Annotated in this window: 22 protein-coding genes and 1 pseudogene; 3 read left to right on the top strand and 20 right to left on the bottom strand. The window is 39.9% G+C overall.

The features are described 5' to 3' along the window. Nucleotides 1-158: 158 nt before the first annotated feature. Nucleotides 159-1,643 (top strand): sodium/proline symporter PutP, encoded by a 1,485-nt coding sequence (gene putP / locus PDT38_RS12290; RefSeq protein ID WP_270801927.1) that lies wholly within the window; start codon nt 159-161, stop codon nt 1,641-1,643. 128 nt (nt 1,644-1,771) lie between these two features. Beyond that, complete coding sequence (locus PDT38_RS12285; protein WP_270801925.1) at nt 1,772-2,464, top strand: MgtC/SapB family protein; 693 nt, start codon at nt 1,772-1,774, stop codon at nt 2,462-2,464. A 73-nt stretch (nt 2,465-2,537) separates the two neighbouring features. Here the strand turns inward: PDT38_RS12285 and PDT38_RS12280 are convergent. The 16 genes and pseudogenes from PDT38_RS12280 to PDT38_RS12205 form a co-directional block, all read right to left on the bottom strand. Then, nucleotides 2,538-3,216, bottom strand: a pseudogene (locus PDT38_RS12280) (glucosamine-6-phosphate deaminase). A gap of 14 nt (nt 3,217-3,230) precedes the next feature. Next, complete coding sequence (locus PDT38_RS12275) at nt 3,231-4,382, bottom strand: YhfX family PLP-dependent enzyme (protein WP_270801924.1); 1,152 nt, start codon at nt 4,380-4,382, stop codon at nt 3,231-3,233. After that, nucleotides 4,382-5,608, bottom strand: coding sequence for a phosphopentomutase (locus PDT38_RS12270; RefSeq protein ID WP_270801922.1), 1,227 nt, complete (start codon nt 5,606-5,608; stop codon nt 4,382-4,384). Before PDT38_RS12270 ends, PDT38_RS12275 begins: the two co-directional genes overlap by 1 nt. Further along, nucleotides 5,605-6,723 carry an aminotransferase class V-fold PLP-dependent enzyme gene (locus PDT38_RS12265; RefSeq protein ID WP_270801921.1) on the bottom strand — a complete coding sequence of 373 codons (1,119 nt, stop codon included), beginning with the start codon at nt 6,721-6,723 and terminating at the stop codon, nt 5,605-5,607. Before PDT38_RS12265 ends, PDT38_RS12270 begins: the two co-directional genes overlap by 4 nt. Continuing rightward, entirely contained in the window at nt 6,720-7,610 is an 891-nt protein-coding gene (locus tag PDT38_RS12260; RefSeq protein ID WP_270801920.1) for a phosphotriesterase family protein, read from the bottom strand. The genes PDT38_RS12265 and PDT38_RS12260 overlap by 4 nt, the downstream gene beginning before the upstream one ends. Nucleotides 7,611-7,637: 27 nt before the next feature. Then, nucleotides 7,638-8,939, bottom strand: coding sequence for a YhfT family protein (locus tag PDT38_RS12255; RefSeq protein WP_270801918.1), 1,302 nt, complete (start codon nt 8,937-8,939; stop codon nt 7,638-7,640). A gap of 40 nt (nt 8,940-8,979) precedes the next feature. Next, complete coding sequence (locus PDT38_RS12250; RefSeq protein WP_270801917.1) at nt 8,980-9,348, bottom strand: DUF2620 domain-containing protein; 369 nt, start codon at nt 9,346-9,348, stop codon at nt 8,980-8,982. A 15-nt stretch (nt 9,349-9,363) separates the two neighbouring features. Then, a complete protein-coding gene (locus tag PDT38_RS12245) occupies nt 9,364-9,726 on the bottom strand; it encodes a PRD domain-containing protein (RefSeq protein WP_270801916.1) in 363 nt (120 codons plus the stop codon). A 217-nt stretch (nt 9,727-9,943) separates the two neighbouring features. Then, on the bottom strand, nt 9,944-10,858 hold the full coding sequence (gene yhfZ / locus PDT38_RS12240; RefSeq protein ID WP_270801915.1) for a GntR family transcriptional regulator YhfZ: 915 nt from the start codon (nt 10,856-10,858) through the stop codon (nt 9,944-9,946). Between the two features lie 160 nt (nt 10,859-11,018). Then, nucleotides 11,019-12,209, bottom strand: a complete 1,191-nt coding sequence (locus PDT38_RS12235) for a CamS family sex pheromone protein (RefSeq protein WP_270801914.1) — start codon at nt 12,207-12,209, stop codon at nt 11,019-11,021. Between the two features lie 15 nt (nt 12,210-12,224). After that, the gene (gene ligA, locus PDT38_RS12230) at nt 12,225-14,228 is read right to left on the bottom strand and encodes an NAD-dependent DNA ligase LigA (RefSeq protein WP_270801912.1); all 2,004 of its coding nucleotides are present in this window, start codon (nt 14,226-14,228) and stop codon (nt 12,225-12,227) included. 24 nt (nt 14,229-14,252) lie between these two features. After that, nucleotides 14,253-16,460, bottom strand: coding sequence for a DNA helicase PcrA (gene pcrA / locus PDT38_RS12225; protein ID WP_394356274.1), 2,208 nt, complete (start codon nt 16,458-16,460; stop codon nt 14,253-14,255). Between the two features lie 61 nt (nt 16,461-16,521). Further along, nucleotides 16,522-17,208, bottom strand: a complete 687-nt coding sequence (locus PDT38_RS12220) for a heptaprenylglyceryl phosphate synthase (RefSeq protein WP_270801908.1) — start codon at nt 17,206-17,208, stop codon at nt 16,522-16,524. Nucleotides 17,209-17,339: 131 nt separating this feature from the next. Beyond that, a complete protein-coding gene (locus PDT38_RS12215; protein WP_270801906.1) occupies nt 17,340-17,645 on the bottom strand; it encodes a YerC/YecD family TrpR-related protein in 306 nt (101 codons plus the stop codon). 2 nt (nt 17,646-17,647) lie between these two features. Beyond that, on the bottom strand, nt 17,648-18,613 hold the full coding sequence (locus PDT38_RS12210; protein WP_270801904.1) for a DUF3048 domain-containing protein: 966 nt from the start codon (nt 18,611-18,613) through the stop codon (nt 17,648-17,650). Between the two features lie 28 nt (nt 18,614-18,641). Beyond that, complete coding sequence (locus PDT38_RS12205; protein ID WP_270801901.1) at nt 18,642-20,381, bottom strand: adenine deaminase C-terminal domain-containing protein; 1,740 nt, start codon at nt 20,379-20,381, stop codon at nt 18,642-18,644. Nucleotides 20,382-20,488: 107 nt separating this feature from the next. On the opposite strand from PDT38_RS12205, the gene PDT38_RS12200 reads away from it, so the two are divergent. Next, nucleotides 20,489-20,722 (top strand): YgaP family membrane protein, encoded by a 234-nt coding sequence (locus tag PDT38_RS12200; RefSeq protein ID WP_270801899.1) that lies wholly within the window; start codon nt 20,489-20,491, stop codon nt 20,720-20,722. A gap of 640 nt (nt 20,723-21,362) precedes the next feature. On the opposite strand, the gene purD is transcribed toward PDT38_RS12200, so the two are convergent. The 4 genes from purD to purM are packed head-to-tail and all read right to left on the bottom strand — an operon-like array spanning nt 21,363 to nt 25,795. Next, nucleotides 21,363-22,622: a phosphoribosylamine--glycine ligase gene (purD, locus tag PDT38_RS12195; RefSeq protein ID WP_270801898.1), complete on the bottom strand. Its 1,260-nt coding sequence runs from the start codon at nt 22,620-22,622 to the stop codon at nt 21,363-21,365. Between the two features lie 13 nt (nt 22,623-22,635). Further along, on the bottom strand, nt 22,636-24,174 hold the full coding sequence (purH, locus tag PDT38_RS12190) for a bifunctional phosphoribosylaminoimidazolecarboxamide formyltransferase/IMP cyclohydrolase (protein ID WP_270802150.1): 1,539 nt from the start codon (nt 24,172-24,174) through the stop codon (nt 22,636-22,638). Further along, nucleotides 24,168-24,758: a phosphoribosylglycinamide formyltransferase gene (gene purN / locus PDT38_RS12185; protein ID WP_270801897.1), complete on the bottom strand. Its 591-nt coding sequence runs from the start codon at nt 24,756-24,758 to the stop codon at nt 24,168-24,170. Before purN ends, purH begins: the two co-directional genes overlap by 7 nt. Continuing rightward, nucleotides 24,755-25,795, bottom strand: a complete 1,041-nt coding sequence (purM, locus tag PDT38_RS12180; protein WP_270801895.1) for a phosphoribosylformylglycinamidine cyclo-ligase — start codon at nt 25,793-25,795, stop codon at nt 24,755-24,757. The genes purN and purM overlap by 4 nt, the downstream gene beginning before the upstream one ends. Nucleotides 25,796-25,802: the final 7 nt, after the last annotated feature.

Raw genomic sequence — 25,802 nt, 5'->3', positions numbered from 1 at the left:
TAACTAAGTACGATCCATATTGGCAGCGCCTGATTTATCAATACTTGATTTTTTAAAAAGAGAGGCTCTGCATTTATTCTTCGTACACAAAAAATCAGTGTTGATCAAAATCAAAAAGAGGTGATGCCAAATTAATGTAAAGAGGAGAGATATAAAACGTGAAAATTGAAATACTGATTGCTTTGGGGATTTATTTTGGTGTCATGTTGTTAATCGGCTGGTATTCATACCGAAAGACAACCAATCTGAATGACTATATGCTAGGTGGCAGAGGTCTTGGTCCTGCTGTTACCGCATTATCAGCTGGCGCATCAGATATGAGCGGCTGGATGTTAATGGGACTACCGGGAGCAATGTATACAACAGGTCTTTCCGGCGCTTGGCTTGCCATTGGTTTAACGATTGGAGCTTATCTAAACTATTTGATTGTCGCACCCCGTTTACGGACATATACAGAAGTGGCAAATGATGCGATTACGATTCCTGACTTTTTTGAAAACCGCTTCAATGATAAAACTAGAATCTTACGGCTGTCATCAGCTCTTGTCATTATCGTGTTTTTCACAATGTATACATCAGCGGGCATGGTGTCAGGTGGCAAGATGTTTGAAACAGCATTTGGGCTCGACTATAGGATTGGTTTAATCGTAACTGCTTCAGTCGTTATGATTTATACGTTGTTTGGCGGATTTTTAGCTGTCAGTCTCACTGACTTTCTGCAGGGTGTCATTATGTTTGTCGCACTAGTGCTCGTGCCGATCGTTGCCTTTACTGATTTAGGTGGAATCACTCCGACATTTAATGTCATAGAAGAAATCAATCCAAGCCTGTTAGATTTCTTCAAAGGAACGACCGTCATTGGCATTATTTCTTTTCTTGCTTGGGGATTAGGCTACTTCGGGCAGCCGCACATTATCGTCCGATTTATGGCGATTTCATCCGTTAAAGCGCTAAAACCAGCACGTCGCATTGCGATGAGCTGGATGATCATCTCCGTACTCGGAGCAGTGCTTGTCGGCTTAATTGGAGTAGCTTATGTTCATAATACAAGTGCGACCCTCGAAGACCCGGAAACGATATTTATCATCTTTTCACAAGTATTGTTCCATCCTTTGATTACTGGATTTTTACTTTCCGCATTGCTCGCAGCCATTATGAGTACGGTATCTTCTCAGCTGTTGGTGACATCAAGTGCCATGACCGAAGATTTTTACCGAACATTTTTCCGCCGCAAAGCAACAGATCGAGAACTTGTTTTTGTTGGACGGCTTAGTGTGTTACTCGTTGCTGTCATCGCGATCCTACTCTCTTTAAGTCCGAATAAGACGATTCTCGATCTTGTTGGTTATGCGTGGGCTGGGTTTGGTTCAGCATTTGGACCAGCGATTCTTCTCAGCTTATACTGGAAACGAATGAACCAGTGGGGCGCTTTAGGAGGTATGATAACAGGAGCAGTAACGGTATTAATCTGGATTATTACTGACCTTAAAGGTATAACAGGTATCTATGAACTGATTCCTGGATTCTTCATAAGCTTAGCTACGGTTGTTATCGTCAGTCTAGTTAGCAGTTTACCGGCTAAAGAAGCTACAGATCTATTTGAAGAAATGGAACAAACACATGGAAAACAACAATCTCTTTAATATATTAATGACCTGATAAAGCCGCCAAGGATGCGTTTCTTGGCGGCTTTTCATATCCTTTTAGGCATTCCATTACATTTTTCTGGCAAATATGATGTAACATAATCTGTAAAGGGGGGTCGGGAGACATGGATTGGTATATCGAATTTGATACATTTATGAAGTTAGGGATTGCGACATTAATTGGCATGGTCATCGGTCTTGAAAGGGAACTAAAAAATAAGCCGCTCGGCTTAAAAACTTGTATTGTCATTGCGATCAGTTCATGTGTATTAACAATGATCAGCATTGATGCGGCATACCATTTTCCAAAATCAAACCGGATTATGATGGATCCGTTACGTCTACCAGCACAGATTATTTCTGGAATTGGTTTTATCGGAGCCGGTGTGATTTTAAGAAAAAGCAATGATGTTATCTCAGGTCTCACCACTTCTGCGATGATTTGGGGGGCAGCAGGTCTAGGAGTGGCAATCGGTGCCGGCTTTTATAAAGAAGCGTTTGTTAGTCTTGCCTTTATTTTAGTCAGTGTTGAATTTTTGCCATGGTTTGTTGGCAAAATCGGACCGAACCGATTGCAGGAAAAAGAAATCCGAATTCGCATGTCATTATCTGATAAACATAAAATGACAGATATACTGAAGGAAATGAAAAAAAAGGACATTCGAATTCATTCCGTCCGTATTGATGATATGCGTGAAAAAGACTTTCCGATTATGGAAACGAAAGTCATGGTTCATAAGAAGCGTTATGTGACTGACGTTTATTATGATATTAAAGCAATTGACGGTGTTGTCGGGGTTAAATGTGATACTCTTTAAGTTCGTCAATGAGAAACCTACACCGCCAATTTTCAGGTGGTGCAGGTTGTAACTTCAATCGAACATTAAAGCTTCAGCATCTTGCAATGACTGTCACATCTTGATGTTTCCATAAAATAGAGGCCGGAAAATCTTTGGAAACATGACGACTTTTCAATAACCTTGCCAATGGTTTCGATTTCTTTTTCCCAGAAACAAGCAATAACATCTGTTTACTTTTCATGATTGACGTTATTCCCATCGTCATTGCCTTTGTCGGTACATGATCAATCGATGAAAAAAATCTAGCATTGGCTTTTCTAGTTGATTGATCTAATGTCACAATATGTGTACCACTTTTAAAACTTGTCCCTGGCTCATTAAAACCGATATGTCCATTTACCCCTATATTTGAATGTTCCGTTCATGATCAGAGATAAGTCTGTCATAGTTGATACATTCTTCATCTAAATCTTCTGCCATTCGGTTAGGAATATCAATCTGTTTAAATAATGTTTCTTTCATATAATAATGGAAACTGTGTTGATTCTCTTGAGCAAGTCCAACATATTCATCTAGGTTAAAGTCGTGTCATGTTTAAATGAAATGTCTTTTTGTTGGTAATGTTGAACTAAACAGTCATATAAACCTAATGGGGTTAAACCTGCTGCAAGACCTATGACAGGGTTTTGCAAAGCATTCATCTGTTTGATGATCAAACTAGCTGCCTTCAGACTCATTTCTTGATCATCCTTTACAGAGATGACTTTCAAATCTTGTTCTTCTTTCAAATTGAACGATTAATCAAATTCCCCATCGAATCATATATGCCGATCAACTGAGGATTTGTAGACAAATTTTTTATGATAGCTAAATGAGCATTTGTGACAAATACTTGTGTGCGAAAAGCATAGATGACAGGATCACCAACTTGAACTTCATCTGTATTTATTGAACCATAATAATCAATATGTGTTGGATCATTTTCTATAGTAGAAACTCGTTTAAGACTTGTTCCCACTAGTGCTTCTTTCATATGTGACCGTGGATAAAAACCTCCTCCAAAAACATAAGCATGATGATTGTATAGATGGGATACTTCAGATATATATACCATTGCAGGTTTTTCCGATAAATGGTGAACAGCATGTAGTGGAGTTGTTCCACTAAGAGCATGACCTGGTTCAGCTTGTGTTGCGCCATGTTCTTTCAGCAATTTCATTGTTGCAATGGAAGTAGCGCTTGGCATATTCATTTCAAGGTTTTGATATCCACAGTTGATTAAAAATGATTTTGCTGCTTGCATGGATTTGACATTAGAAGTAATCGTTGGGACCCCATCGTGAACAAATAAACAAGGGAAACTGGTTAATCCTGATATTTCAATTCCAGCCAACTGTTCGAGCTGGTCAATATCATATATCAGTTGGTCATGGGTGAATCCACCTTCTTGACCTTGATACATCTCATCATGTTGATTTGCGATTCGTAAAAATATTTTTTGTTTTATCCCCAATTCTTTGGCTACTCTGCTAATATTTTTTGCATTTTCATAACTGAATACTGTAACATAGTCAGGATTCAGCTTTAAGATTGTAGCGATCAAGTGGACCGGTATTTGTGTCAAATGTCCAACATGACCGATTTTAACCCCATGTTGATGAAGAGTAACTGCCTCCCATGGATCTACGGCAACTGCCTTTTCAATTCCGCCTTTTGCAATCGTTTGTGCCACTAGTGGATTCCGACCAAATTGCTTTGTCATAAAAAATAATTCAATATCCTGTTTACTGGCTTCTTCCCGTAAAGCAATTGCATTTTGTTCGATCGTATCCAAATCGATGACATAAGTATTGGGAAAAATCATACCTTGTTGATGAAATTCTAATGCAGTAGCGATTAATTTGTTGTTATATTTGAGTGTTGATTCCAAAAACATTAGCTTTTCTCCTCTTTTCCTTCTTGTAATAATGTAAGGAATGAATCGCCATTCTCAGGATGATGAAGACCTAAATATTCTGCTGAGGTTGCCGCTATATCAGAAAGTGTGTGTCTTTCGCCAATGTTTACTGGGGAGAATTTTTTATGGAAAGCTAACAAATATGTTTTCTCACGTGTGTGTTGACTATGACCAATTGTAGGGTCGTTTCCATGGTCTGCACTCATGAACAGCAAATCTTCATCTGTCATATTCTCTAGTACATCTGATAAATAGTGGTCTACTACTTCAATACGGTCTGAATAACGGAAAGGATTTTGTGCATGACCAGCCAAATCTGTTTCTTGTACTGTAGCAGCAATGACTCCATTCTTGACATGATTCATTTCCTGTAATATATCTTTCATGACTTGTTCTGTATCAACACCTGGTAACCTGTTTGCGCCTTTACAATAAATGACGTCCTGCATCTTTCCAATTAGTGAAACATCCAGCCCTTTGTTTTTCGCCAAAGTGGGCAACTGACCTTGAGGAGAGATGCCATAACCTAAATGCCTCACTTGATACCCTTGTTTGTAAACATTTGATTTAGGGGAATTGACTCCTACTAATCCATCTTCTCTTCTTTCAACCGAATTCCTCAGCTGTTCTGGTGTTACGTGTTCTCCACCCAGTACAATCACTCGATTGACTTCAACATGATCACGCACACATTGCCCGATTTTTAAGACCTCTTCAAATGAAATATGATCTAAAGGTGCGCTAACATTGTAGATTTGTCCGTAATCTGTTTCAATATTATCTGCCACAATGACTAAGTCATTGACCAATAAATAAGGTAATTCAGGATTTGGGATGGAGACATGATAACCTTGTTTTTCTAATGCCAGCTTAACATGATCAATATTTGTTAAAAGAGGTGCTAAATACGCCTTTTTTGGTTTCGTTCCCATGATTTCATTATGTCCTTCAAAACTGTCTGCTCCTTGATGCATCAGATTGAGCACACCGTAACTTGCAATATGATTAACATGTTTCAAGATGGGATGGTGTAAGATTTTATTGATTCCCATTCTTTCTAAGTTCGGGATCTTAATAGCAGGTACTTGATCAATAATATGATAAAATGTATTGGCTCCAACATCTGCTGGATGGTAGTTGCTTGCATCCTCCATATACCCGACACCTAGGCTATCCAATATGATGATCATGACTCTTCGATTCATTCCCATTCCCCTTCATTACATGTAGCTCGACGAATTGAGTTGTCTAGTATTCTTAAAACGGTCTCAACACCACTTCTTAACGGATTAATCCGAATCATTTTATCGGCCAAAGTTGGAGCTGAGGATAAGAAAGTACCTGAAACTCTATAAAACATCGGAACAACTTCATATCTTGATTCAGCTCCAACTGGATGGGGTGCTGCCCCTAATTCATTCGCATAATGGAGTACTTTCTCTGCCATTGGTTTCATCAATTCAACGAGGACAACTTTTGATTGTGCATTTGCTAAATAAGCCCGTTTTACGCCTTGAACGACTCCTTGATTTAGTCGCTGGACTAACTCATCAGTCACATCAGCTTGAATGGCCAGCATGACTGGAGCATAGATTAATCCCCTTAATGCTTCTAAGGCTTCATAACCTTGTACTTGACTCCCTCCTGAATAATGGATCTCTTCAATTTTCTCAATGAAAGCAGCTCTTCCTAAAATGACACCGATACCTTCTGGACCTAACAGTTTAAACAGTGAAAATGTTGATAAATCAGCACCAAGTTGCGCTCCGATCTGCTCAGCTTTCAGCGCAGCATAATTGTCATCTGTAATGATCTTTAAAGCCGGGTTTACGGAACGAATGTGATCAATGACTTCTACCAAATCATAATGGTCATCAAGTTTTTGTCTAGTATGCTGAATCAGCACACCTTTTAGGTCAGGGTTTTGCCTGATGACACGGTGTATGTCTTGACGATCATGAAAATCGACATAGATTGGTGTGACCCCCATTATGTTCAGTGTTGTTTGACTTGTAGGATATATTGGTGCATTGTGGACAAGCAGGTGATCACCCGGTTTCAAAAAACTCATTAAACCAAATCTTAATGCACCTGTTCCGGCACCACGTACTAACATAGCTTTTTCAACATGAAAGAAATCCGCTAATGTCTTTTCTACTTTTATTGTATAAAGAGGTTTATAGCTTCCTTTGACAATGCCTAAGTCACCAAGTGAAAGTGCTTCATTCCCACGAAAATACTTTGTCATTACATCAACAAGTTCAAACTGTTTTTGCTTTGCTTCTTCAATAGACATCCTTTTTAGTGGATTCGTTTTCATATTGATTCCCCCAACTCTTTCATAAAAGCATACGGATTGTGAATGAATAAACACTCAATCGAATGACTGGTAATTCCATATGCTTGTAATAAAGGAATAAATGAATCTAGCAAATAAGAATAGCCTAAGCCACCTTTATACTTGAGATGTGATTTTCTCGTAATATCCATTGACAAGAACACTTTCTCTATAAACCCTTTATCTTGGATTTTCTTTAACATCTTTGCTCGAACATGATCAGGCATGTAACTTTCTTTGCCAATTGTGTCAAATGCGATGTACACCCCTTCTCTTAGCATCTGAAGGATATAATCAATATCTCCGGTTAAATCAACATGACCAATCACCACTCGGTTTAAATTGACTCGATTCTTTTTAAAAAAATTGACCTGCTCATGTCCTAACGTTCCAAGTGAGGTATGGGTAGAAATTGGTTTTTTTGTTGCTTGATGTGCGATGATAACAGCTTCAAAGACCTTCTTTTCAGCTTCTGTCCATGTGTTATAACTTGTCCCAATTTCTCCAATCATTTCAGCTTTTATCGTTGTTCCTTTGATTCCGTCAACGATTTCGGCTATCATTCTTTCTGCCAGCTGTTGTTTCGTTTCTCTTAGTACCTGAATCGGATAAAATGACTCTTGGTAAAAACCAGTAGAAGAAATGATATTAATCCCGCTTTCCTCCGCTACTTTTTGGACATATGTGATGTTCCTCCCCATTCCAATATTTGTTACATCAACAAGGTTACGTACACCCTTTGCGTATAATGTCCGATATTCTTTAATCGTTTCAGAAAAAACATCTAACTTACAATCTTCATTATTTTTTACCTCAGAAAGGTCGATCGTTGTATGTTCATGCATATAGGTTATTCCGTTTTTGAACATGGCGATTTTTCTCCCTTTTATTCTTGTTTACCCTGCCGGCCATAATCCAATAACATTTAGGAGATTGATGATGACTCCTAACAAAATAGCTGCGATCGGACCAACTGCCAATTCAACGAGTGGTTTTTTCGCAATTCGATTGATTAAATAAAAGCCAAGCACCCAAAAGAAACCAATTCCTGGAGCTATTTTTGCAGCTGCCATAGCACTTCCTATTAATATAGCCATCCCGAGAACATCTGATAGTGAGGTTCGAATATGCTCACCCATCTCACGTACACCAGGTAATTTATCCATACTTTTTGATACGGCTGATAGTGATATGACCTCCAAATACATGACAACTGCACCTAATATAAAAGCGAGAATCGGTATATCCCTAAAAATAAGACCGATTGCAAATACTAACGTTGTTCCAGCTAAACCGTACACTCCTGTTACAATGGCAGTTGAGAAAACTAATGGAACAAATCCAATGGCTCTGACAAATGTAGCAATGGCTGCTTCAGTATAGAGACCTTGATTTATTAATGCTTGGGGCATTGCATCAACTGCTAAAATGAGCATGCATGATGTTAAAGAAATCAACCCACCCATTAAAGCTAATAACCAGCGGTTTTTCTTAATTCGATGAACACGTTCATTAAAAATATTGACTAAATCAGTATTTGTAGACGCATCCTTAGCTTTAATTCTTGCTGCATAATAAATCATCATCATCATTCCTGCTAATAAAGCGATACCTTCGGGACTAAGAACGATCTTATATCCGGCAATTTCAAATGTACCAAATTTTTCAAATAACAGAAGAAATGTTAACGTGACAATTGCAGTAGTGGCAGCTTTCTTTAAACCGTGTTGATACCCGACTGCAATTGCTGGAAAAACGGTAAAAGCGATAATAATAGGTTGGCCAATCAAATTTAAAGATTCCAAAAAATTCACATGGAGCATCTGAAATACATGTACGACAAATTGGAGCCCTAAAACAAGTCCAATACTATAGATTGCACCAATCACACCTGCTATGATCAATCCCAGTTTGCTTTTTGGCGACCAAATACCAATCATGTCACACGCTAACAAAATACTATGTCCAATCATAATTGCAGCACCGATGGAAAGCGGAATTCCAAATCCGATAATTAAACCAAAACTTAACGCAAAACTTGTTGCCGCAAGTTCTCCTCTTGTCATTCGCCCTTCTAGATATTCCGGCATGATCGGTCGCAACCCATCATTAAAGACAGCTACTCCACGATTAACTAAAACAGAGCCGAGCGCCCCGACCGAAACGATGACAACCCATTGAATAAATGTCAGATCCATTGTATATTTCACCTCTAGTTATCGTTTTTTCTTAGAACGACTATAAAGTTACTTTTAAAATAGCGGGAATGAGCACCTTTAAGATATGTTTGCTAGATGGAGCTGTAAAACCAAACGCAATTCTTCCTTCACTTACTTCATTCTCAATTTCTTGCTTGGTTTTGATCTTGCTTGGTGAGGCCAAAGTTACACACTGATCTTTTCCTAATAAAGCAAATGCCATTGCCAATGCACCGCCAGATCCTGTCTCACAGGCACCGATGTAATAGTCTGCTTGCTTGTTTTTAACAGCCATCACAGCATTTAAATCGCTTTTTACAGACACTTCCACATTGTGTCCACCCATTTCTTTTACTTGCTTTTCAATTGCTTGTTTATTTAACTGTCCACCTATTACAATTCTGACCATCACAAACCCCTCCATTTAATTGAATTCTAGAACTCTATGAAGATGAAGATAAAAATAGGCTTGCTCTCCTTCTGGTAAATCTTGATCTAACTGTGAATTGATATATGTGATAATGTCTTCAATATCTTTTTGATATGGTGTCTCACCCACTTCAATCATAATCGGATTTGAAGGACCATCTTCATATTCACCTCTTTCCACTCTAGTTAAGGCCAATGACATATGCGTCCAAAACATGTCCGAGTTTTCAATCACCTCCTTTTCTAGTTTTTTTGAAATGAAATCAAATGTATTTAAACTTAAATGAAACGCATCCTTCGTCACAACACCACTTCCTAATAAAATCACTAATTTGTCTTCGAGTTGTATTCTGTTCAATCCAAACCCTCCAATATACTGTATTTAGTATTTTGATAATAAAATTTTTTAGAGGACGCTATCTAAAAAGTCCTTTACAACATGGAACAAGGGGAATTGCGAGCCAGGCGGGACACCGCAGGAGCAAAGAACGAGCTTTGAGGAGGCTCACAGATCACCCGCGGAAAGCGAGCAAATTCCCCGATTCCCATTCATGCACACTACTTTCAGGACACCCTTAATAGCGTGGAATCTTTTCCCCTTTTTCGACGCTTTTCTGAATGTCTAATATACTTTCAATCTCGACTGAATCCCATTTGTCTGCTAGTTCTTGCTCTCGATCGCCATCAATCACGATCACAGCTTCTGTTGTGTCTTGAGAAATTTTCTTTGCTTTAGGCAATGAAAATTCAACTGCTGTAAATGTTTCAGACATTCTCTTGTCATCAGCATTCCAAACAGCTGCATCAATTTGTTTTGAATGGAGCATGTCAAATAATTGCATATAGTTGACATGAATATATTCGACATCCTTGTTTTCAAATTCAGCAAATGTGAGTTGTTTTTGGTCTAATGACTCCAAATCAACCCCAACTCTGTTAACGGCTCCACTTGACTGAGCTAAAAAAACTTTATGCACCGCTACATAACTACCTGTCCCAAACTTTTTAAAAATCTTCAAATTTGGATACTCGGCAATCATATGATCTGCCGTCATCTTAGACACAATCGCAAAATCACTTCTTTTCGTACGGACCGCCTCAATTCGATTCATCCCACCACGCATATAGATTAAATGCACTGTTTTTCCTGCAGATTCAAATTGCTCCACGATTCCTGTTGCTAACCCTTCGTATTTTCTAGAGTAAGGAAGGGGCATTGAGCCAATTAACGGTGCAATCCCGGCAATTTCAAGTAATAAATGGTTATCTTTACTGATTAAATATGTACCTAAGTGACCTCTTGCTTCTAATTTAATCGCTTTCATATCGTCTAATAAATTGAATGCACTTTGCACAGTTCCCCTACCAATAGATAATTTACTACAGTAGTCAGAGATTCGCGGAATTTTTTCACCGACTTCTACCTTCATCAATTCTTTCGCAATATTTTTTGCTGCTAATCCATTTTTAGAATAAAATTTTTCCCACATCATAAATTCTTCCTTAAACAATATACTATATTCTGTACAATCGATTATAAAGGGTGAGTTATATATTTGCAAGAGTGTTTAGTAAAAAAAAGAAATAGAGCTGTCCGAAAGGAGCAAAATAAAAAGGGCGTCCACTTGATTGGACAGCCCCGTCTAAAACTTATTTGTCATAAATATGAACAGTTGGTTCTTTGTCTCCTGGTTTTTTCAGGATAACAGCTTCTTGGCCTTCAGATGATTTAATATTGATTTCCACATTCAGATCACCTTTTCCATAGTAATCCATCACTTCACCTGTTAGGAATTGTGTGAAGGCAATGACTTCACTTTTCCCATAAAACTGCATCGGAATGTCAATTTTCATGGTCCTCATTTGATCATCATGATAAAGAGCTATACCTACAACTCCCGTATAGTTTGGAAAATAGGAATCCACTTTATTTTTGAAACGTTTAAATAGTTCCCAGTCATCCTGATGTTTTTCCTTTCCTTCATCAGATGGAAAAAAAACATATTCTTCATTAATATTATCCCAGTCGCCTATTTCACTTGTACCTGCTTTGACATCCGTTTTGGCAATAAAGTTACCAGGAACGATGGACGATTTTGGCGCTTGTTTGTAAAGGATAATTGTCAGCGGTATGTTTTTTAAGCTGTCCTTGTTGCGAACCCGTTTCGCCACTTCTTGTGCGATCTTTTCGCCTTCTTGTTTCAGTTTTTTATCACTGATCGTTACTTCTTTTTGCGGTTCGCCGACATCCTCTCGATAATAGTAAACTGAGTTAAGAGCGAGACCAATTACTACACCGCCAAGCTCAATCGTATCTTTGTCTTTACGGACAAGATAATTGTGCTCAAGCATATGGGCAAGATAAATCGGGCTTTCTTTATTTTGCTTATCCTTCGAACCACTTCCAGATAGCGGCGGATTCAAACCGATATTTTTAAAATCCTTATCTTTTTTCTGTTCTTTTTCCAAGTCAGATCCTGTCTTTTTCCGAGCCAGCCAACTTGTCACTGTATCCTCATCTAGATATTGCCCCTCTTGAAAAAGATAATCATCCGTTGGAAAAGAATCTTGTGCTAGGCGCATCATACCGGTTTCAAATTCATCAATATCAAGCCTTGTATTCAAACGCTCGGTTGTTAATCCCCGCGCTTTTCCAGCTTTAAACGGAAGAACCATTTTGTAATATGAATCAGAGATGTTGTATTTGGGGATGATCGCTTTTTCTTTTGACTTTTGCGTCTTTTGAACCATCTCTTGCTCTTCTTCGCCCCCAAAATTTGGTCCACAGGCAGAGAGCATGAGAATCCCCACCATAGAAACCAAACATAATGTCTTTTTCAATAGAAAACACTCCTCTTAGTTCTTTAGCTCACTGATCAATCTTTTTTCGTCCCACACTTCTATGTTAAGCTCGCTCGCCTTGTCTAGTTTGCTTCCTGCTGCTTCACCAGCAATCACTAAATCGGTTTTTTTACTTACACTACCAGTCACTTTGCCACCGAGTGCTTCAATTTTCGCTTTGGCATCATTTCTCGATAATTCATTGAGCTTTCCAGTCAATACGATCGTTTTACCAGCAAAATAGGAATCACTATCTTCAACTTTTATCTTTTTCGGACCTTTATATTCTGTGTTGACCCCAAGCTGTTTCAGTTCAGCCAATAAGTTTAACATCTCTTCTTTATGAAAATAGGTAACTAAGGCATCAGCCATTTTTTCGCCGATTTCATCAACTGCAATGAATTCCTCTTTTGAAGCCTGTTTGATTGTGTCAAGTGTTTCAAAATGCTGTGCCAGTGTTTTCGCGGCTTTTGCACCAATAAACCGGATACCAAGGCCGAAAAGAAGTCGTTCTAAAGAGTTTTCCTTTGATTTTTCAATCGACTGTAATAAGTTGTCCGACGATTTTTCTCCCATTCGTTCTAAGTTGATGAGTTGATCCTTCGAGAGTTTATAAAGGTCAGCGACAGTATGAACCAAATTCTCACGAAACAGTTGGGCAATCACCCGTTCTCCCAGCCCTTCAATATTCATCGCTTGACGAGAAACGAAGTGAATCAAGCCTTCCCTAATCTGCGCCGGACATTCAGGATTGATACAGCGAAGTGCAACTTCCTCCTCAATTCTGACAAGCTTGCTCCCGCACTCCGGACATTCCTCAGGCATGTTGAATTCTTTTTCTTCTCCAGTACGTTGGTCGATAAGCACATTCACGACCTCAGGAATGATATCACCGGCTTTTTTAATGACGACTTTGTCAAACAGTCTAATATCTTTCTCTTTGATTAAATCTTCATTATGAAGGGACGCTCTTTGAACGGTCGTTCCCGCTACCTTTACAGGTTCCAGAATCGCTGTCGGTGTCACCGTCCCCGTCCGGCCAACACTTAATTCTATATCTAGCAAAGTTGTGACCACTTCTTCAGCCGGAAATTTGTAGGCAATCGCCCAACGCGGGCTTTTCGCCGTAAAGCCTAGTTCTTCTTGCTGATGGAGCGAATTGACTTTAATGACAATCCCGTCGATTTCATAGGATAGATCGGCTCGCTTTGTTTTCAACTCTTCAATGAACACGATCACCTCTTCGATCGTTGCGCATTTTTTTCGTTCGTGATTGGTTTTAAACCCGAGTTCATCGAGAAAATCGAGCCCTTCGTTTTGCGTTTCCACACCCATTTCATCAAGCTCCGCTATACTGTAGACGAAAATATCGAGATTTCGTTTCGCTGCAATTTTCGGATCGAGCTGTCTTAATGAACCAGCAGCAGCATTCCGTGGATTGGCAAATGGCTCTTCCTCTCTTTCGATTCTCGCTTTGTTCAACTGTTCAAAGGAGCGTTTCGGCATAAATGCTTCTCCTCGCACTTCAATTGAAAGATCCCGGCTCATTTTAAGAGGAATGTTTCTGATCGTTTTCAGGTTCTCGCTAATATCCTCACCCGTTGTTCCGTCTCCCCTTGTCGCTCCTCTAACAAATACGCCGTTTTCATAACGCAATGAAACTGCAAGTCCATCTATTTTCAATTCAACATTATAGTCAACATCACCAACTGCCTGACGGACTCTGCGGTCAAAGTCGCGCAGATCCTCTTCATTAAATGCATTGCCAAGACTGAGCATTGGTGTTTTATGCTGTACTTTTTGAAAGGCATCCAACACGGCGCCACCGACACGCTGGGAAGGAGAATCAGGTGTTTTCAACTCTGGAAACTCTTCTTCAATCGCAATAAGCTCCTTCATCAGTTTGTCATATTCAGAATCAGGAACACTAGGATCATCAAGTGTATGGTATTCATAGTTGTATTTGTTAATGAGTGCATGCAGTTGTTCTACACGATGTTTTGCCACTTCTTTTTCCATTGATTTCGTCCTTTCAATTTGCGATTATTGCTTTTCAATTGGCGCAAAGGCCGCAAGAAGACGTTTGACCCCGATTGGACTAGGAAAAGCGATATCAAGCTCTATTGATTCTCCTGAGCCTTTGACACTGACTACCGTACCGACACCCCATTTTTTGTGGGAAGCCTTATCACCAACAGTCCAACCCATTTCATCAGCACCTGATTTACGGTATGGGACTGACGGTCGCATGACCGCTTCTCTCCGTTCTGTTTTTTTGGCAAACGGTTTTTTCAGACTCTTCTCTTCATTTAGATTGTCCAATAACTCGTCCGGTATTTCGGCAATAAACCTTGACTCCATATTCATATTTGTTCTACCGAATAATGTTCGCATTTTAGCATTTGATAAAAAGAGCTCCTCTTCCGCTCTCGTAATCCCAACATATGCAAGGCGCCGCTCTTCTTCCATCTCCGCTTCTTCCATCAATGAACGACTGTGCGGAAACACCCCTTCTTCTAACCCTGGTAAAAAGACGACCGGAAACTCCAGCCCTTTTGCAGCATGAAGTGTCATTAAAATGACAGCATCCTGTTGTCCCGCTTCTTCTTCTTTCTGATCAAGCTGATCAATATCAGCCACTAGCGCCAAATCTGTTAAAAAGGTGACAAGTGATTTATCTTCGCTTTGCCGTTCAAAGTTCTTTGTCACAGATAAAAACTCATCAATATTTTCGAGCCGGCTTTCCGCTTCAAGCGATTTTTCAGCTTTCAGCATTTCTCGGTATTCAGTTTTTTCAAGGATTTCTTCAGTCAGATCGGTAATGGTTAAGTATTCTTGCATATTTGTTAAGTTGTCAATCATCTGTCTGAACTCATCTAAAGTATTTGCTGCTCTTGCGCTAAGTCCGATAAAATCGACTTGACCGAGCGCTTCAAACAGTGACAAGTCATTCAAACCTGCATATGCTGCAATCTTCTCAACAGATGATGCCCCAACTCCTCGCTTCGGTACATTGACGATTCTCGCGAAACTGATATCATCATCAGGATTTGCGACAAGCCTTAAATACGCAAGCAGATCTTTAATTTCTTTTCTGTCATAGAACTTTGTACCACCGACCATTTGATAGTTAATGTTCGCTTTCATCAGTGTTTCCTCAATGACACGGGACTGGGCATTTGTCCGATATAAAACGGCAATGTCTGAAAGAGAACGTTTGCCTGATCTGATTAACTCCTGAATTTTCCCAGCAATAAATTGTCCTTCGGCAAATTCGTTATCTCCTCTGAAATAAGAAATTTTTGCCCCTTCATCATTGTCTGTCCAAAGCTTTTTCGGCTTTCTATTGGCATTGTGCCCAATCACACCATTTGCTGCATTCAATATGCATTTTGTAGATCTGTAGTTTTGTTCTAATAAAATGACACTTGCATTTGGATAGTCTTTTTCAAAAGAGAGGATGTTTGTGATATCGGCACCACGCCACTTATAAATCGACTGATCAGAATCACCGACAACACAAATATTTTCAAGACGTTGCGCCAATTTTTTGACAAGCCAATATTGCGCTCTATTCGTATCTTGATATTCATCAACATGAATAAATTGAAACTTGCGCTGATAATATTCCAGAACCTCAGGCACTCTCTCAAACAAGCGGATCGTTGCCATAATCAAGTCATCGAAATCAAGCGATTGATTCTTGTGCAGTTTTTTCTGATAGTCTTTGTAAACATCACTGACAACTTGCTCAAAATAACCACCTGCTGTTTTTTCATATTCCTCAGGGTCGATCAGTTCATTTTTCGCACCACTGATCGATCCAAGAATACTGCGTGGATCAAACTTTTTCGGATCGATGTTACGTTCTTTTAAGATTCCTTTAATAACTGAAAGCTGATCAGAGGTATCAAGAATTGAGAAATTCCTGTTGATCCCAATCCGGTCAATATCCCTCCGTAAAATTCGGACACACATACTGTGGAAAGTCGAAATCCAAATATTCTCTGCTTCCGGCCCCAGAATCTGTTCAACACGTTCTTTCATTTCCCTAGCAGCCTTATTTGTAAAAGTAATCGCTAAAATATTCCACGGAGCTACGCGTTTTTCCACCATTAAATAAGCGATCCGATGCGTTAGAACCCTTGTCTTTCCACTGCCTGCTCCAGCCATAATTAAAAGCGGTCCATCCGTTGTTTTAACCGCTTCTTGCTGAACACGATTTAATCCATTTAATAATTGATCACGCATACTATTCAACACTGCTCACCGCCTTTTCTCAAACATATGTTCTATTATAAACGAATTTGTTTTATTTTTTAACAGCCTTAACTGTTTGTAATGCATTTTTAAAATCATCATAAATCACATTTCCAACAACAATGACATCGGCATGCTCAGCCATTTTAACCGCTGTTTCATAACTGGTAATTCCGCCACCATAAAACAAAGTCGTGTTGGTCAACACGGCTTTTGTTTGTTTAACGATCTCCACATCTCCAAACATTCCGCTATATTCCAAATAAAAAATCGGCAAATGAAAAAGATGTTCAGCCATTCTCGCATATGCTTTAATGTCTTCTAGTTCAAGCGCTGTATCGGCATTTGTTAACGCCGCTGCTTTGCAGTCATGATTTAAAATACAGTAGCCTTCAACAATAATCTCTTCTGGTGAAATCAACTCTCCATACTCTTTCATCGCTTCTTGATGAAGACCAACAATCCACTTCCGATCCCGACTATTCAAAACAGTCGGGATAAAATAAAGATCAAATCCCGGCACAATCGCCTCAATTGTCGAAATTTCGAGAATGCACGGAACTAAAAAACGCCGAACCTTTGACATCAATCGCAATACATCATCTTCTGCAATATGATCACTTCCGCCAATCAAAATTGCATCCGTGCCAGATTCACATAGCTGTTCAAGTTGCTCATCTGTTATTTCTTTATGGGGATCGAGTTTAAAGACATGCTTCCACTCGGTAACATCATACATGAAAAAAGCTCCTCCAATCGTTCTTTCCATTTAAACATTATAACAAATTCCCCACCTTTTTTGAAAACGATCAATAGGCAAAAAAAAATCGCTTGGACATTTAAAAGCCAAGCGATATCTCTAGAAAAACATTATGAAGATGATTCGGTTTCTTTTACACGGTCAAGTGCCATTGTATAAGCATCATTACCATAGTTCAAACAGCGTTTCACCCTGGAAATCGTTGCAGTACTTGCGCCGGTTTCCAATTCGATTTTATGATATGTGTTGCCTTCGCGAAGCATTCTAGCCACTTCGAGCCGCTGAGCCAGCGATTGAATTTCATTTATTGTACAAAGGTCATCAAAAAAACGATAACACTCTTCAAGATCTTTCAATGATAGAATGGAATGAAAAAGCTGGTCAAGCTCTCTTCCGCGTAATTTATCGATCTGCATTGTTAAACACCTTCTCCTTTGCTAATAGAAACCTCTCTGAGATCAGGAATGATATTGATCCAGGTTTTTCCCGGAACAAAAGGGACGATGTTCCCGTCCATGACTGGCACTATACGACCGTTTTCATTTTTCCAGCTTACTTTATGAAGCTGACCTCCTGAAAGAAGTAATCCTTGTCCACCAGAACGCAGGTCGATGTTTCGTCTTCCCTTGTGATCTTTGACTTGATGTTCTGCTTCTACGATTAAAATATTTTGCAGAACAATCGGTTCCTCTGTTTCCATATCTGTTGTCAAAATACCGTCAGACTTTCTCACATACCCGTTCACATTCTGATCAAAACGATATTTCACCTGATTTGTTCCATAATTGAAACGAACCGAGACAGGCGCTTCATCAGGTGTTGTCTCATCTGTTTGAAAAGATAGTGGTCCTGTATGAGATTCAAGAGAATACCCTTTGTCACCAGCAGCTTTTTTTATGTTTTTAAATGAAGTATACGAATTATGGGGAGCTTTTCGAAAATCTGCTCTCCAAAATGTACTGCCATCATCATTGAGACCATTAATGTAGTCAGCAGCACCGCCTTCAAGCATTTCCCTAGCACCTGGGCTCCAACCATGATGAACATACAGAGCATTAAACCCAAGCGCTAATTCAATAAAGTACTCACGCGCACTTCTAACCGGACCGACCACTTCTGGCATTTCGCTTTGATAGATCGCTAAAAATCTGGTGATCGATCCTTCACTTAGGGCCTCAATCACAACATCCGCTTTGCTTAATCCAGACTGCGGCCGTGCTTTCGGATGATTGTTCACCATCACCGCAATCGGCCGCTCGACAACAGCTTTTTCCGCGTTGGTTCCTGTTAGTGGATAGACATTGCTCTTATTTTCCCGATTCGCACATGAAACAAGTAAAAAAACACAAACACTGTAAATCAGCACTCTTACATATCGATTCATCAAATATTAACCCCTGCTCTTTTATATTTTAACGCATTATCGATGGAAAGAGTACAGTTTTTTTCATCACATCAAAGATCCCTTTTGGCGTCACCCTAATATAAGGCAAATGTGTGCTCTGCAAAAAGTATAACGTATAGATTGGATCATTGAACATATACCCTCTCGCAAAAAGAAGTTCTTTTAACGTTTCTTCCCTTTCAAGCACTGTCTTATACGTCTCATTTGATGCACCACCGCTAATATGAAGAGGAATCTCATGAAGTATTTTTCCGTTTTCCGCCAACACAATACCGCCGCCAATTTCTTTCATCCGTTTAAACGCGAGTAACATATCTTGTTTATTTTTGCCGATGACAAGCAGATCACCCGTTGTTGAATAAGAGCTGACAAAGCCTTGAACATGGGTAGCAAAACCTTTTAGCATTGTGTTGACACGCCATTTTCCCTTTTTATCAAAAAGAGCAAGATAGCTTTCATCATGCTCAAAAGATAGCTGATCAACAGAATTGTCAATCTGAATCGTATACGGTTCCATAATCACGGCATTCCTCATTTTCAAACCGAGCGGCATGGAAAACTGCAGATCATCCATCGTTAAATCATATGAAAGTTGTAGCGGGACAAGACCTCCCTTTTTCCATTCTGGCTCTGAAAACATCTGTTGATCAATACCGTTTGCTTTTAAAATCTCTCCTTTTGCCACGACTGTGAGAGGCGTCGGGTTGTCAGGGCTCTCTAAAATATTAAATGTTGCAAATCTTCCAGGGGCAACAACACCGAGAAGGTCTTCAAGCTGATAGTATTTCGCAATGTTGAATGTCGCCATATTATAGGCATCAATTGTTGGGACACCTTCTTGAAGGGCAATCGTTATTTGCTCATTTGTCATGCCATCCTTATAAAAATGAGGTGTGGCACCGTCTGTCGTATAAAACATATGGTCATAATAATGAAAGCCTTCTTGATGAAGCTCCTGTAAAATTTTTCTTAAGTCGGGGCGGATTGAAGAGTTCCTTAATCCAACATACATTCCCAGTTCAAGCCGCTCCAACACCTCTTGACCTGTCATTGCTTCATGATCGGCATCTGCACCAAACAGCTTCATCTTTGTCAGTGTTTTCTGAGATGCGCCTGGAAAATGACCTTCAATTCGCTTCCCTCTCTTTTTCGTACATTGCATACAATGTAGCATTAAATCATCCCCATCCAAAAGGCGAGGCCAGCCAGTCATTTCTCCTCCTTGAATGACATCAGGATGTTCTCCCCAATGCTTTCGGTAGTCGATCGAAAGAATATGATCCTCATCCAACACTTCTGTCTGCAGATCATATCTTGACCACCAAAAATAGTGAACAGGCTGTTTTTTTAATTCTTCTAATATCGTAAACGCTTTCTTTTTTCCGCAATTCAAAAGCAAAAACAGGTTATCATTCACAAATGTCGTTGTGCCAAATTGTGATGCATGTTCCGCCAATGTTTGGGGATTATAAATTTGAAAAGGGTGCGCATGCGGTTCTATATATCCAGGTACAATGTATTTTCCTTTACAATCTATCGTATGTTTAACAGCTGATGTAGGAAGCTCACGACCAACATAAACAATTCTGTCATGATGGATCCAAACATTTGCGTAAATCCATTGCTTTAAATACGGGTTCAGTACAAATGCATTTTTTAAAAGGAGCGTTGGCAGCATCCTTGAACTGACGACATCAACTTGCGACCTGATGTGTTTGTTTTTCCAATTTAGGGTGCGTTCAATCATTCACATACTCTCCTTTACTTGTAGTGATCCCATGTTAACACATTTATTATTGCCACACATTCCCAAATCGTTACAATTTTTTGAAAATGTTAAAGGGAGGAATTTTAATGAAACAAAATATTGATCTGTTTGACGCTGTATTACGCATTGCCTGTGGGCTGACCATTTTATCTGCAGCAACAGCAAAGCTTATCAGAAAACCTTGGTGCAAGATGACACTGATGTGCATGTTTATGGGAGCACTAAAAGCTGGCTCAGGTATTCTAAGATTTTGCCCTGCCACATACCTTTGTCAAAATGCGATGGAACAAGACCAAAAAAGCGAAACAAATCATCAATAAAAGCACACCTAGTTGTATGCAGAAATCAACAGGCGTTCGTAAGACTGTCTGAACATCCTATTAATGAGTATTGAAAACGCTTTCTACAAGACAGCCAACAGCTCTCAAATTTTAAAACGCCTTGTGACCTTACACTTATTTCTCTTCTTATTTTAACAAAAAGTGAACAATAAAGTCGATTTTTATGGCTTTACAAGTTTAAAGCAGGCACAATTGCCTGCTTTAGTTCCTTTATAAGGATTCGGCTTGCAAAGACTATATTTTAGTTGCGTTTTTTACATGTTTATAGTCTGTAAATCGAGTGTTTCATACGATTTTTATGGGTATTTAATAATATTAATATATAATATATTTCAAGATAATCGCCCACTTATCGTTTTTTTCGATGTCTTTTAAGTTTTTTCAAGGGTATGATCTGTATTTTTGTTATTTTATCCTGTCAGTAAATCGACCTTTCACATCTTTCTAATTAAATCATTTTCACTTTTTTATCAAATGTAATGTTTCTTACAAATTACTGAATGACATCTTTTTTTATTTCCGCTTCACTCATGTTTTCTATTCGTATAGAATGATCTGAACAAAATATAAAGCTACAACAAAAAAAGAGGCGCAGCAAAAAGTGCAGCCTCTTTTCATTTTAACGATTTAATGCCCTGACACCGATATCGGTCCGATAAAACAACCCGGGCTTTTCAACTTGTTTAACCGCTTGATATGCTTTTTCGCGTGCCGCTTGAAATGTATTGGCAAATGCCGTGACATTGGCAACACGACCGCCATTTGTCACATACTGGTCAGCGTTTTTTTTCGTTCCTGCGTGAAAAACGACGGTCTCTTCCAGATCAGACTGTAAAGTGCCGATTGGTGTGCCTTTTTGATAGTTTTCCGGATATCCATCAGATGCTAATACAACCGTGACTGCCGCTTCATTTTTCCATTTTAACTCGACTTTGCGATCTTCCAAGAGATCAAGCACCACTTGGACAAGATCTGATTCAAGGCGCGGGAGGACGACTTGTGTTTCGGGATCACCGAATCTAGCGTTAAATTCAATTACTTTTGTACCGTGTTCTGTCAGCATTAAACCGGCATATAAAACCCCTGTAAATGGCCGTCCTTCATTGACCATCGCCTGTGCAGTAGGTTCTAAAATTGTTTTGATGGCATCATCAACAACTGCTTGAGGGATTTGCGGGACCGGCGAATATGCACCCATTCCCCCTGTATTTGGTCCGGTGTCTCCATCAAACGCTCGTTTATGGTCTTGAGCAATCACCATTGGATAAACTTTTTCCCCATTGACAAAAGCCATAAGAGAAAATTCCTCACCACTTAAAAATTCTTCAATGACAACAGATGCGCTGGCATCACCGAATTTCGCATCTTCTAGAAAATCGTGCAGACACCGGATCGCTTCTTCTTCTGTCAGTGCAACTGTCACACCTTTTCCAGCAGCAAGTCCATCCGCTTTGATGACAATTGGCGTTCCTTTTTGCTTAACATAAGCTTGTGCTTTTTCAAATGACGTAAATGTTTCATAATCGGCTGTTGGAATTTGATATTTCTTCATTAAATCTTTGGCAAACTGTTTACTGCCTTCGATCACCGCTGCGTTTGCTGTTGGGCCGAAACTTAGCAAACCGGCTGTTGTGAATTGATCAGCAAGTCCTTCTATTAACGGAACTTCAGGGCCAATGATGGTCAGGCCTATATTGTGATCCTTTGCAAATTCAAGAAGTCCCTGATGGTCTCCTTCATCAAGATCAACAAGTGTCGCAACCCCTGCCATCCCATCATTTCCTGGTGCTACATAAACAGTGTCGACAAGTGGACTTTGCGCCGCTTTCCAAGCAAGTGTGTGCTCTCTGCCACCTCTACCGATAATCAATAGATTCACATGGCTCCCCCCTTTAATGTTTGAAATGGCGAATTCCGGTGAACACCATGGCGATGCCGTATTCATCCGCTTTTTGAATCGAATCTTCATCACGAATCGAACCGCCCGGTTGAATGATTGCGGTCACACCTGCTTTTGCCGCCTCTTCAACTGTATCAGGCATTGGAAAATAGGCATCAGAACCAAGTGCACTACCTGATGCTTTCTCACCTGCTTGTTCGATTGCGATTTTCGCAGAGCCAACACGGTTCATTTGTCCGGCACCAACACCGACTGTCATATCATCTTTCGCAAGTACGATCGCATTTGATTTGACATGTTTGACAACTTTCCAAGCCAGTCTTAGATCAGCCCACTCTTTTTCAGTCGGTTCTCTTTTTGTTGGAATCGAGATGTCAGCATCTTTAAAGCCATGTGTATCAAGGTCTTGAATCAACAGACCGCCTTGAACAGATGTCAACTGTTTTTCGTTTTTGAGAGCCTGATCGACATCAAGTGTTAACAGACGAAGATTTTTCTTCATCGTTAAGATCTCAAGTGCTTCTTTACTGAATGAAGGTGCAATGATGATTTCTAAGAAGATTTGTTTAAGTACTTCAGCAGTTGCTTGATCGACCTCACGATTCAGTGCGATAATACCGCCAAAAATCGATGTTTGGTCAGCAGCATATGCTTTATGAAACGCCTCTGCAATCGTTTTGCCGACTCCGACACCACAAGGGTTCATATGTTTGACAGCAACTGCTGCTGGTTCTTGAAATTCACGGACAATTTGCAATGCTGCATCAGCATCTTTAATATTGTTGTATGACAGTTCTTTACCATGAAGCTGTGTGGCGCTTGCAATTGAGCCGGTGACAGGCAGTGCATGTTGATAAAAGACAGCTTCTTGATGCGGGTTTTCTCCATAGCGAAGCGATTGTTTTTTCTCAAATGTGACGGTGTATTGCTCAGGCTCTTTTTCACCTGTTACAGTTGTTAAATAGTCAGCGATTAATGCATCATAAGCAGCTGTGTGGCGGAAAACTTTTGCCGCAAGCTCTCGTTTTTTCTCAAGTGAAATATCGCCTGTTTCTTTGATTTCGCTAAGAATCGGGCTGTAATCGTCAGGATCAACGATAACTGTGACATCCTGATGGTTTTTCGCTGCGGCACGAAGCATGCTTGGACCGCCGATATCAATATTTTCAATCGCATCTTCAAATGTGACGCCTACTTTTGATATTGTTTCTTTAAATGGATAAAGGTTGACAATGACGAGATCAATCGGTTTGATACCTTGTTCATGAAGCTGTGCCATATGATGGTCGTTACTTCTGACAGCAAGAAGTCCGCTATGAATGTTCGGATGGAGTGTTTTAACACGGCCATCCATTATTTCCGGAAAACCGGTTACTTCTGAAATACCAATGACATCAACACCATGTTCTTGAAGCAGTTTTTTCGTTCCCCCGGTTGAAATGACTTCAACGCCAAGGGCTGTTAATTCTTTTACAAAAGGGACAATATTTGTTTTATCAGACACACTAATGAGTGCACGTTTGATCATGATTTCTTTTCACCTCTACTATTTAGTTCAAGAATATCTTTAATCACTTGGGGATAAAGCTGATGTTCCAGTTTGTGAATCTTTTCTTCAAGGGTTGTCAATGTATCATTCTCTTCTACTTGAAGAGCACGCTGGGCGATAATCGGTCCGGTATCCATTCCTTCATCAACAAAATGGACGGTAATTCCCGCAACTTTCACACCTGCTCTGTACGCCTGTCCAATCGCATCAAGTCCCGGAAAAGCTGGGAGCAGTGATGGATGAATGTTAATGATTTTGTTTCTGTAGGCTGATAGCAATGTATCACCGATCAGCCGCATATAACCGGCCAACACAAGCCATTCCGCTCCATGATGGTGAAGCTGTTCAACGATAGTCCGCTCAAATGCCGCTTTATTTTCAAATGATTTTGGTTCAAAAGCGAAGAACGGAATACCCGCTGTTTCAGCTCTTTCAAGAACTTTTGCCTGAGGGTTATCAGAAACGACAAGTACGATTTCCGCATTCCAGTTGTCTTCTTTCAATTGTTGCAAGATCGCTTGAAAATTCGTTCCACTACCAGATGCAAAGACAGCAATTTTTTTCATGAAAGTCTTGCACCGCCAAACGTCACACCATTTCTATTTTTCACTCGACCGATCAAATATGCTTTTTCCCCTTGCTGTTCGAGCGTTTGAATGACATCTAACATATGTTCTTCTTTTACAGCGAGGACAAAGCCAATTCCCATGTTGAAGACATTGAACATTTCCTCAGATGTTAGCTGGCCTTTTTCTTGAATAAACGGAAAGATTTCAGGAACTGGCCAAGATCCATTGTCGATCTCCACCCCTAAACTAGCAGGCAGCATCCGCGGGAGGTTTTCGATAAATCCACCGCCTGTGATATGTGCCATTCCATCGATTCTTCCTGATTTGACTGCTTCCAATACTGGTTTGACATAAATCTTTGTCGGTTCTAATAGCTCTTCACCAAGCGGTCGGGCAAACGGAGCATATGTTTGCTCTAGATCAAGACCTGCTTCTTCAAGAAGGATTTTTCGGACAAGCGAGAAACCATTACTGTGAAGACCGCTTGAAGAAAGTCCAATTAATAGATGTCCTTCACGAATGTTTTCACCTGTTACGATTTGATCTTTTTCAACAACACCTACAGAAAAACCAGCAATATCATATTCATTTTCGGTGTAAAGACCAGGCATTTCTGCCGTTTCACCACCGATGAGTGCTGAACTTGACTGAGTACAGCCTTCTGCAACACCTGCTACAATCGCTTCTATTTTGACCGGATCTGCCTTTCCGACGGCTAGATAGTCGAGAAAAAACAGCGGCTCTGCCCCTTGAGCAAGGACATCATTGACACACATCGCTACCGCATCAATTCCGATCGTATCATGCTTATCCATCGCAAAAGCAAGCTTTAGCTTTGTACCGACACCATCTGTCCCTGAGACAAGCACCGGTTTTTTGTATGGAAGCTCTGACAAGTCGAACATTCCGCCAAAACCGCCAAGTCCGCCCATCACACCGAGTCGTTTTGTCCGTTCAACATGTTTTTGCATTCGCTTGACAGCTTCATAGCCCGCTTCAATATCGACTCCAGCATTTTTATAGCTTTCAGACATCACAATC

The sequence above is a fragment of the Bacillus changyiensis genome (genome assembly GCF_027706145.1).
GTDB lineage: Bacteria > Bacillota > Bacilli > Bacillales > Bacillaceae > Bacillus > Bacillus changyiensis.
The sequence above is the reverse complement of the archived record's forward strand: the minus strand, read 5'-3'. Positions and strand labels throughout refer to the sequence as shown.

Coding starts and splice junctions, on each gene's coding strand:
- PDT38_RS12285 (WP_270801925.1), top strand. CDS start 1,772: ATGGATTGGTATATCGAATTTGATACATTTATGAAGTTAGGGATTGCG.
- PDT38_RS12275 (WP_270801924.1), bottom strand. CDS start 4,382: ATGTTTTTGGAATCAACACTCAAATATAACAACAAATTAATCGCTACT.
- PDT38_RS12270 (WP_270801922.1), bottom strand. CDS start 5,608: ATGAATCGAAGAGTCATGATCATCATATTGGATAGCCTAGGTGTCGGG.
- PDT38_RS12265 (WP_270801921.1), bottom strand. CDS start 6,723: ATGAAAACGAATCCACTAAAAAGGATGTCTATTGAAGAAGCAAAGCAA.
- PDT38_RS12260 (WP_270801920.1), bottom strand. CDS start 7,610: ATGTTCAAAAACGGAATAACCTATATGCATGAACATACAACGATCGAC.
- PDT38_RS12255 (WP_270801918.1), bottom strand. CDS start 8,939: ATGGATCTGACATTTATTCAATGGGTTGTCATCGTTTCGGTCGGGGCG.
- PDT38_RS12250 (WP_270801917.1), bottom strand. CDS start 9,348: ATGGTCAGAATTGTAATAGGTGGACAGTTAAATAAACAAGCAATTGAA.
- yhfZ (WP_270801915.1), bottom strand. CDS start 10,858: ATGTGGGAAAAATTTTATTCTAAAAATGGATTAGCAGCAAAAAATATT.
- ligA (WP_270801912.1), bottom strand. CDS start 14,228: ATGGAAAAAGAAGTGGCAAAACATCGTGTAGAACAACTGCATGCACTC.
- pcrA (WP_394356274.1), bottom strand. CDS start 16,460: ATGCGTGATCAATTATTAAATGGATTAAATCGTGTTCAGCAAGAAGCG.
- PDT38_RS12220 (WP_270801908.1), bottom strand. CDS start 17,208: ATGTATGATGTTACCGAGTGGAAGCATGTCTTTAAACTCGATCCCCAT.
- PDT38_RS12215 (WP_270801906.1), bottom strand. CDS start 17,645: ATGCAGATCGATAAATTACGCGGAAGAGAGCTTGACCAGCTTTTTCAT.
- PDT38_RS12210 (WP_270801904.1), bottom strand. CDS start 18,613: ATGAATCGATATGTAAGAGTGCTGATTTACAGTGTTTGTGTTTTTTTA.
- PDT38_RS12205 (WP_270801901.1), bottom strand. CDS start 20,381: ATGATTGAACGCACCCTAAATTGGAAAAACAAACACATCAGGTCGCAA.
- PDT38_RS12200 (WP_270801899.1), top strand. CDS start 20,489: ATGAAACAAAATATTGATCTGTTTGACGCTGTATTACGCATTGCCTGT.
- purN (WP_270801897.1), bottom strand. CDS start 24,758: ATGAAAAAAATTGCTGTCTTTGCATCTGGTAGTGGAACGAATTTTCAA.
- purM (WP_270801895.1), bottom strand. CDS start 25,795: ATGTCTGAAAGCTATAAAAATGCTGGAGTCGATATTGAAGCGGGCTAT.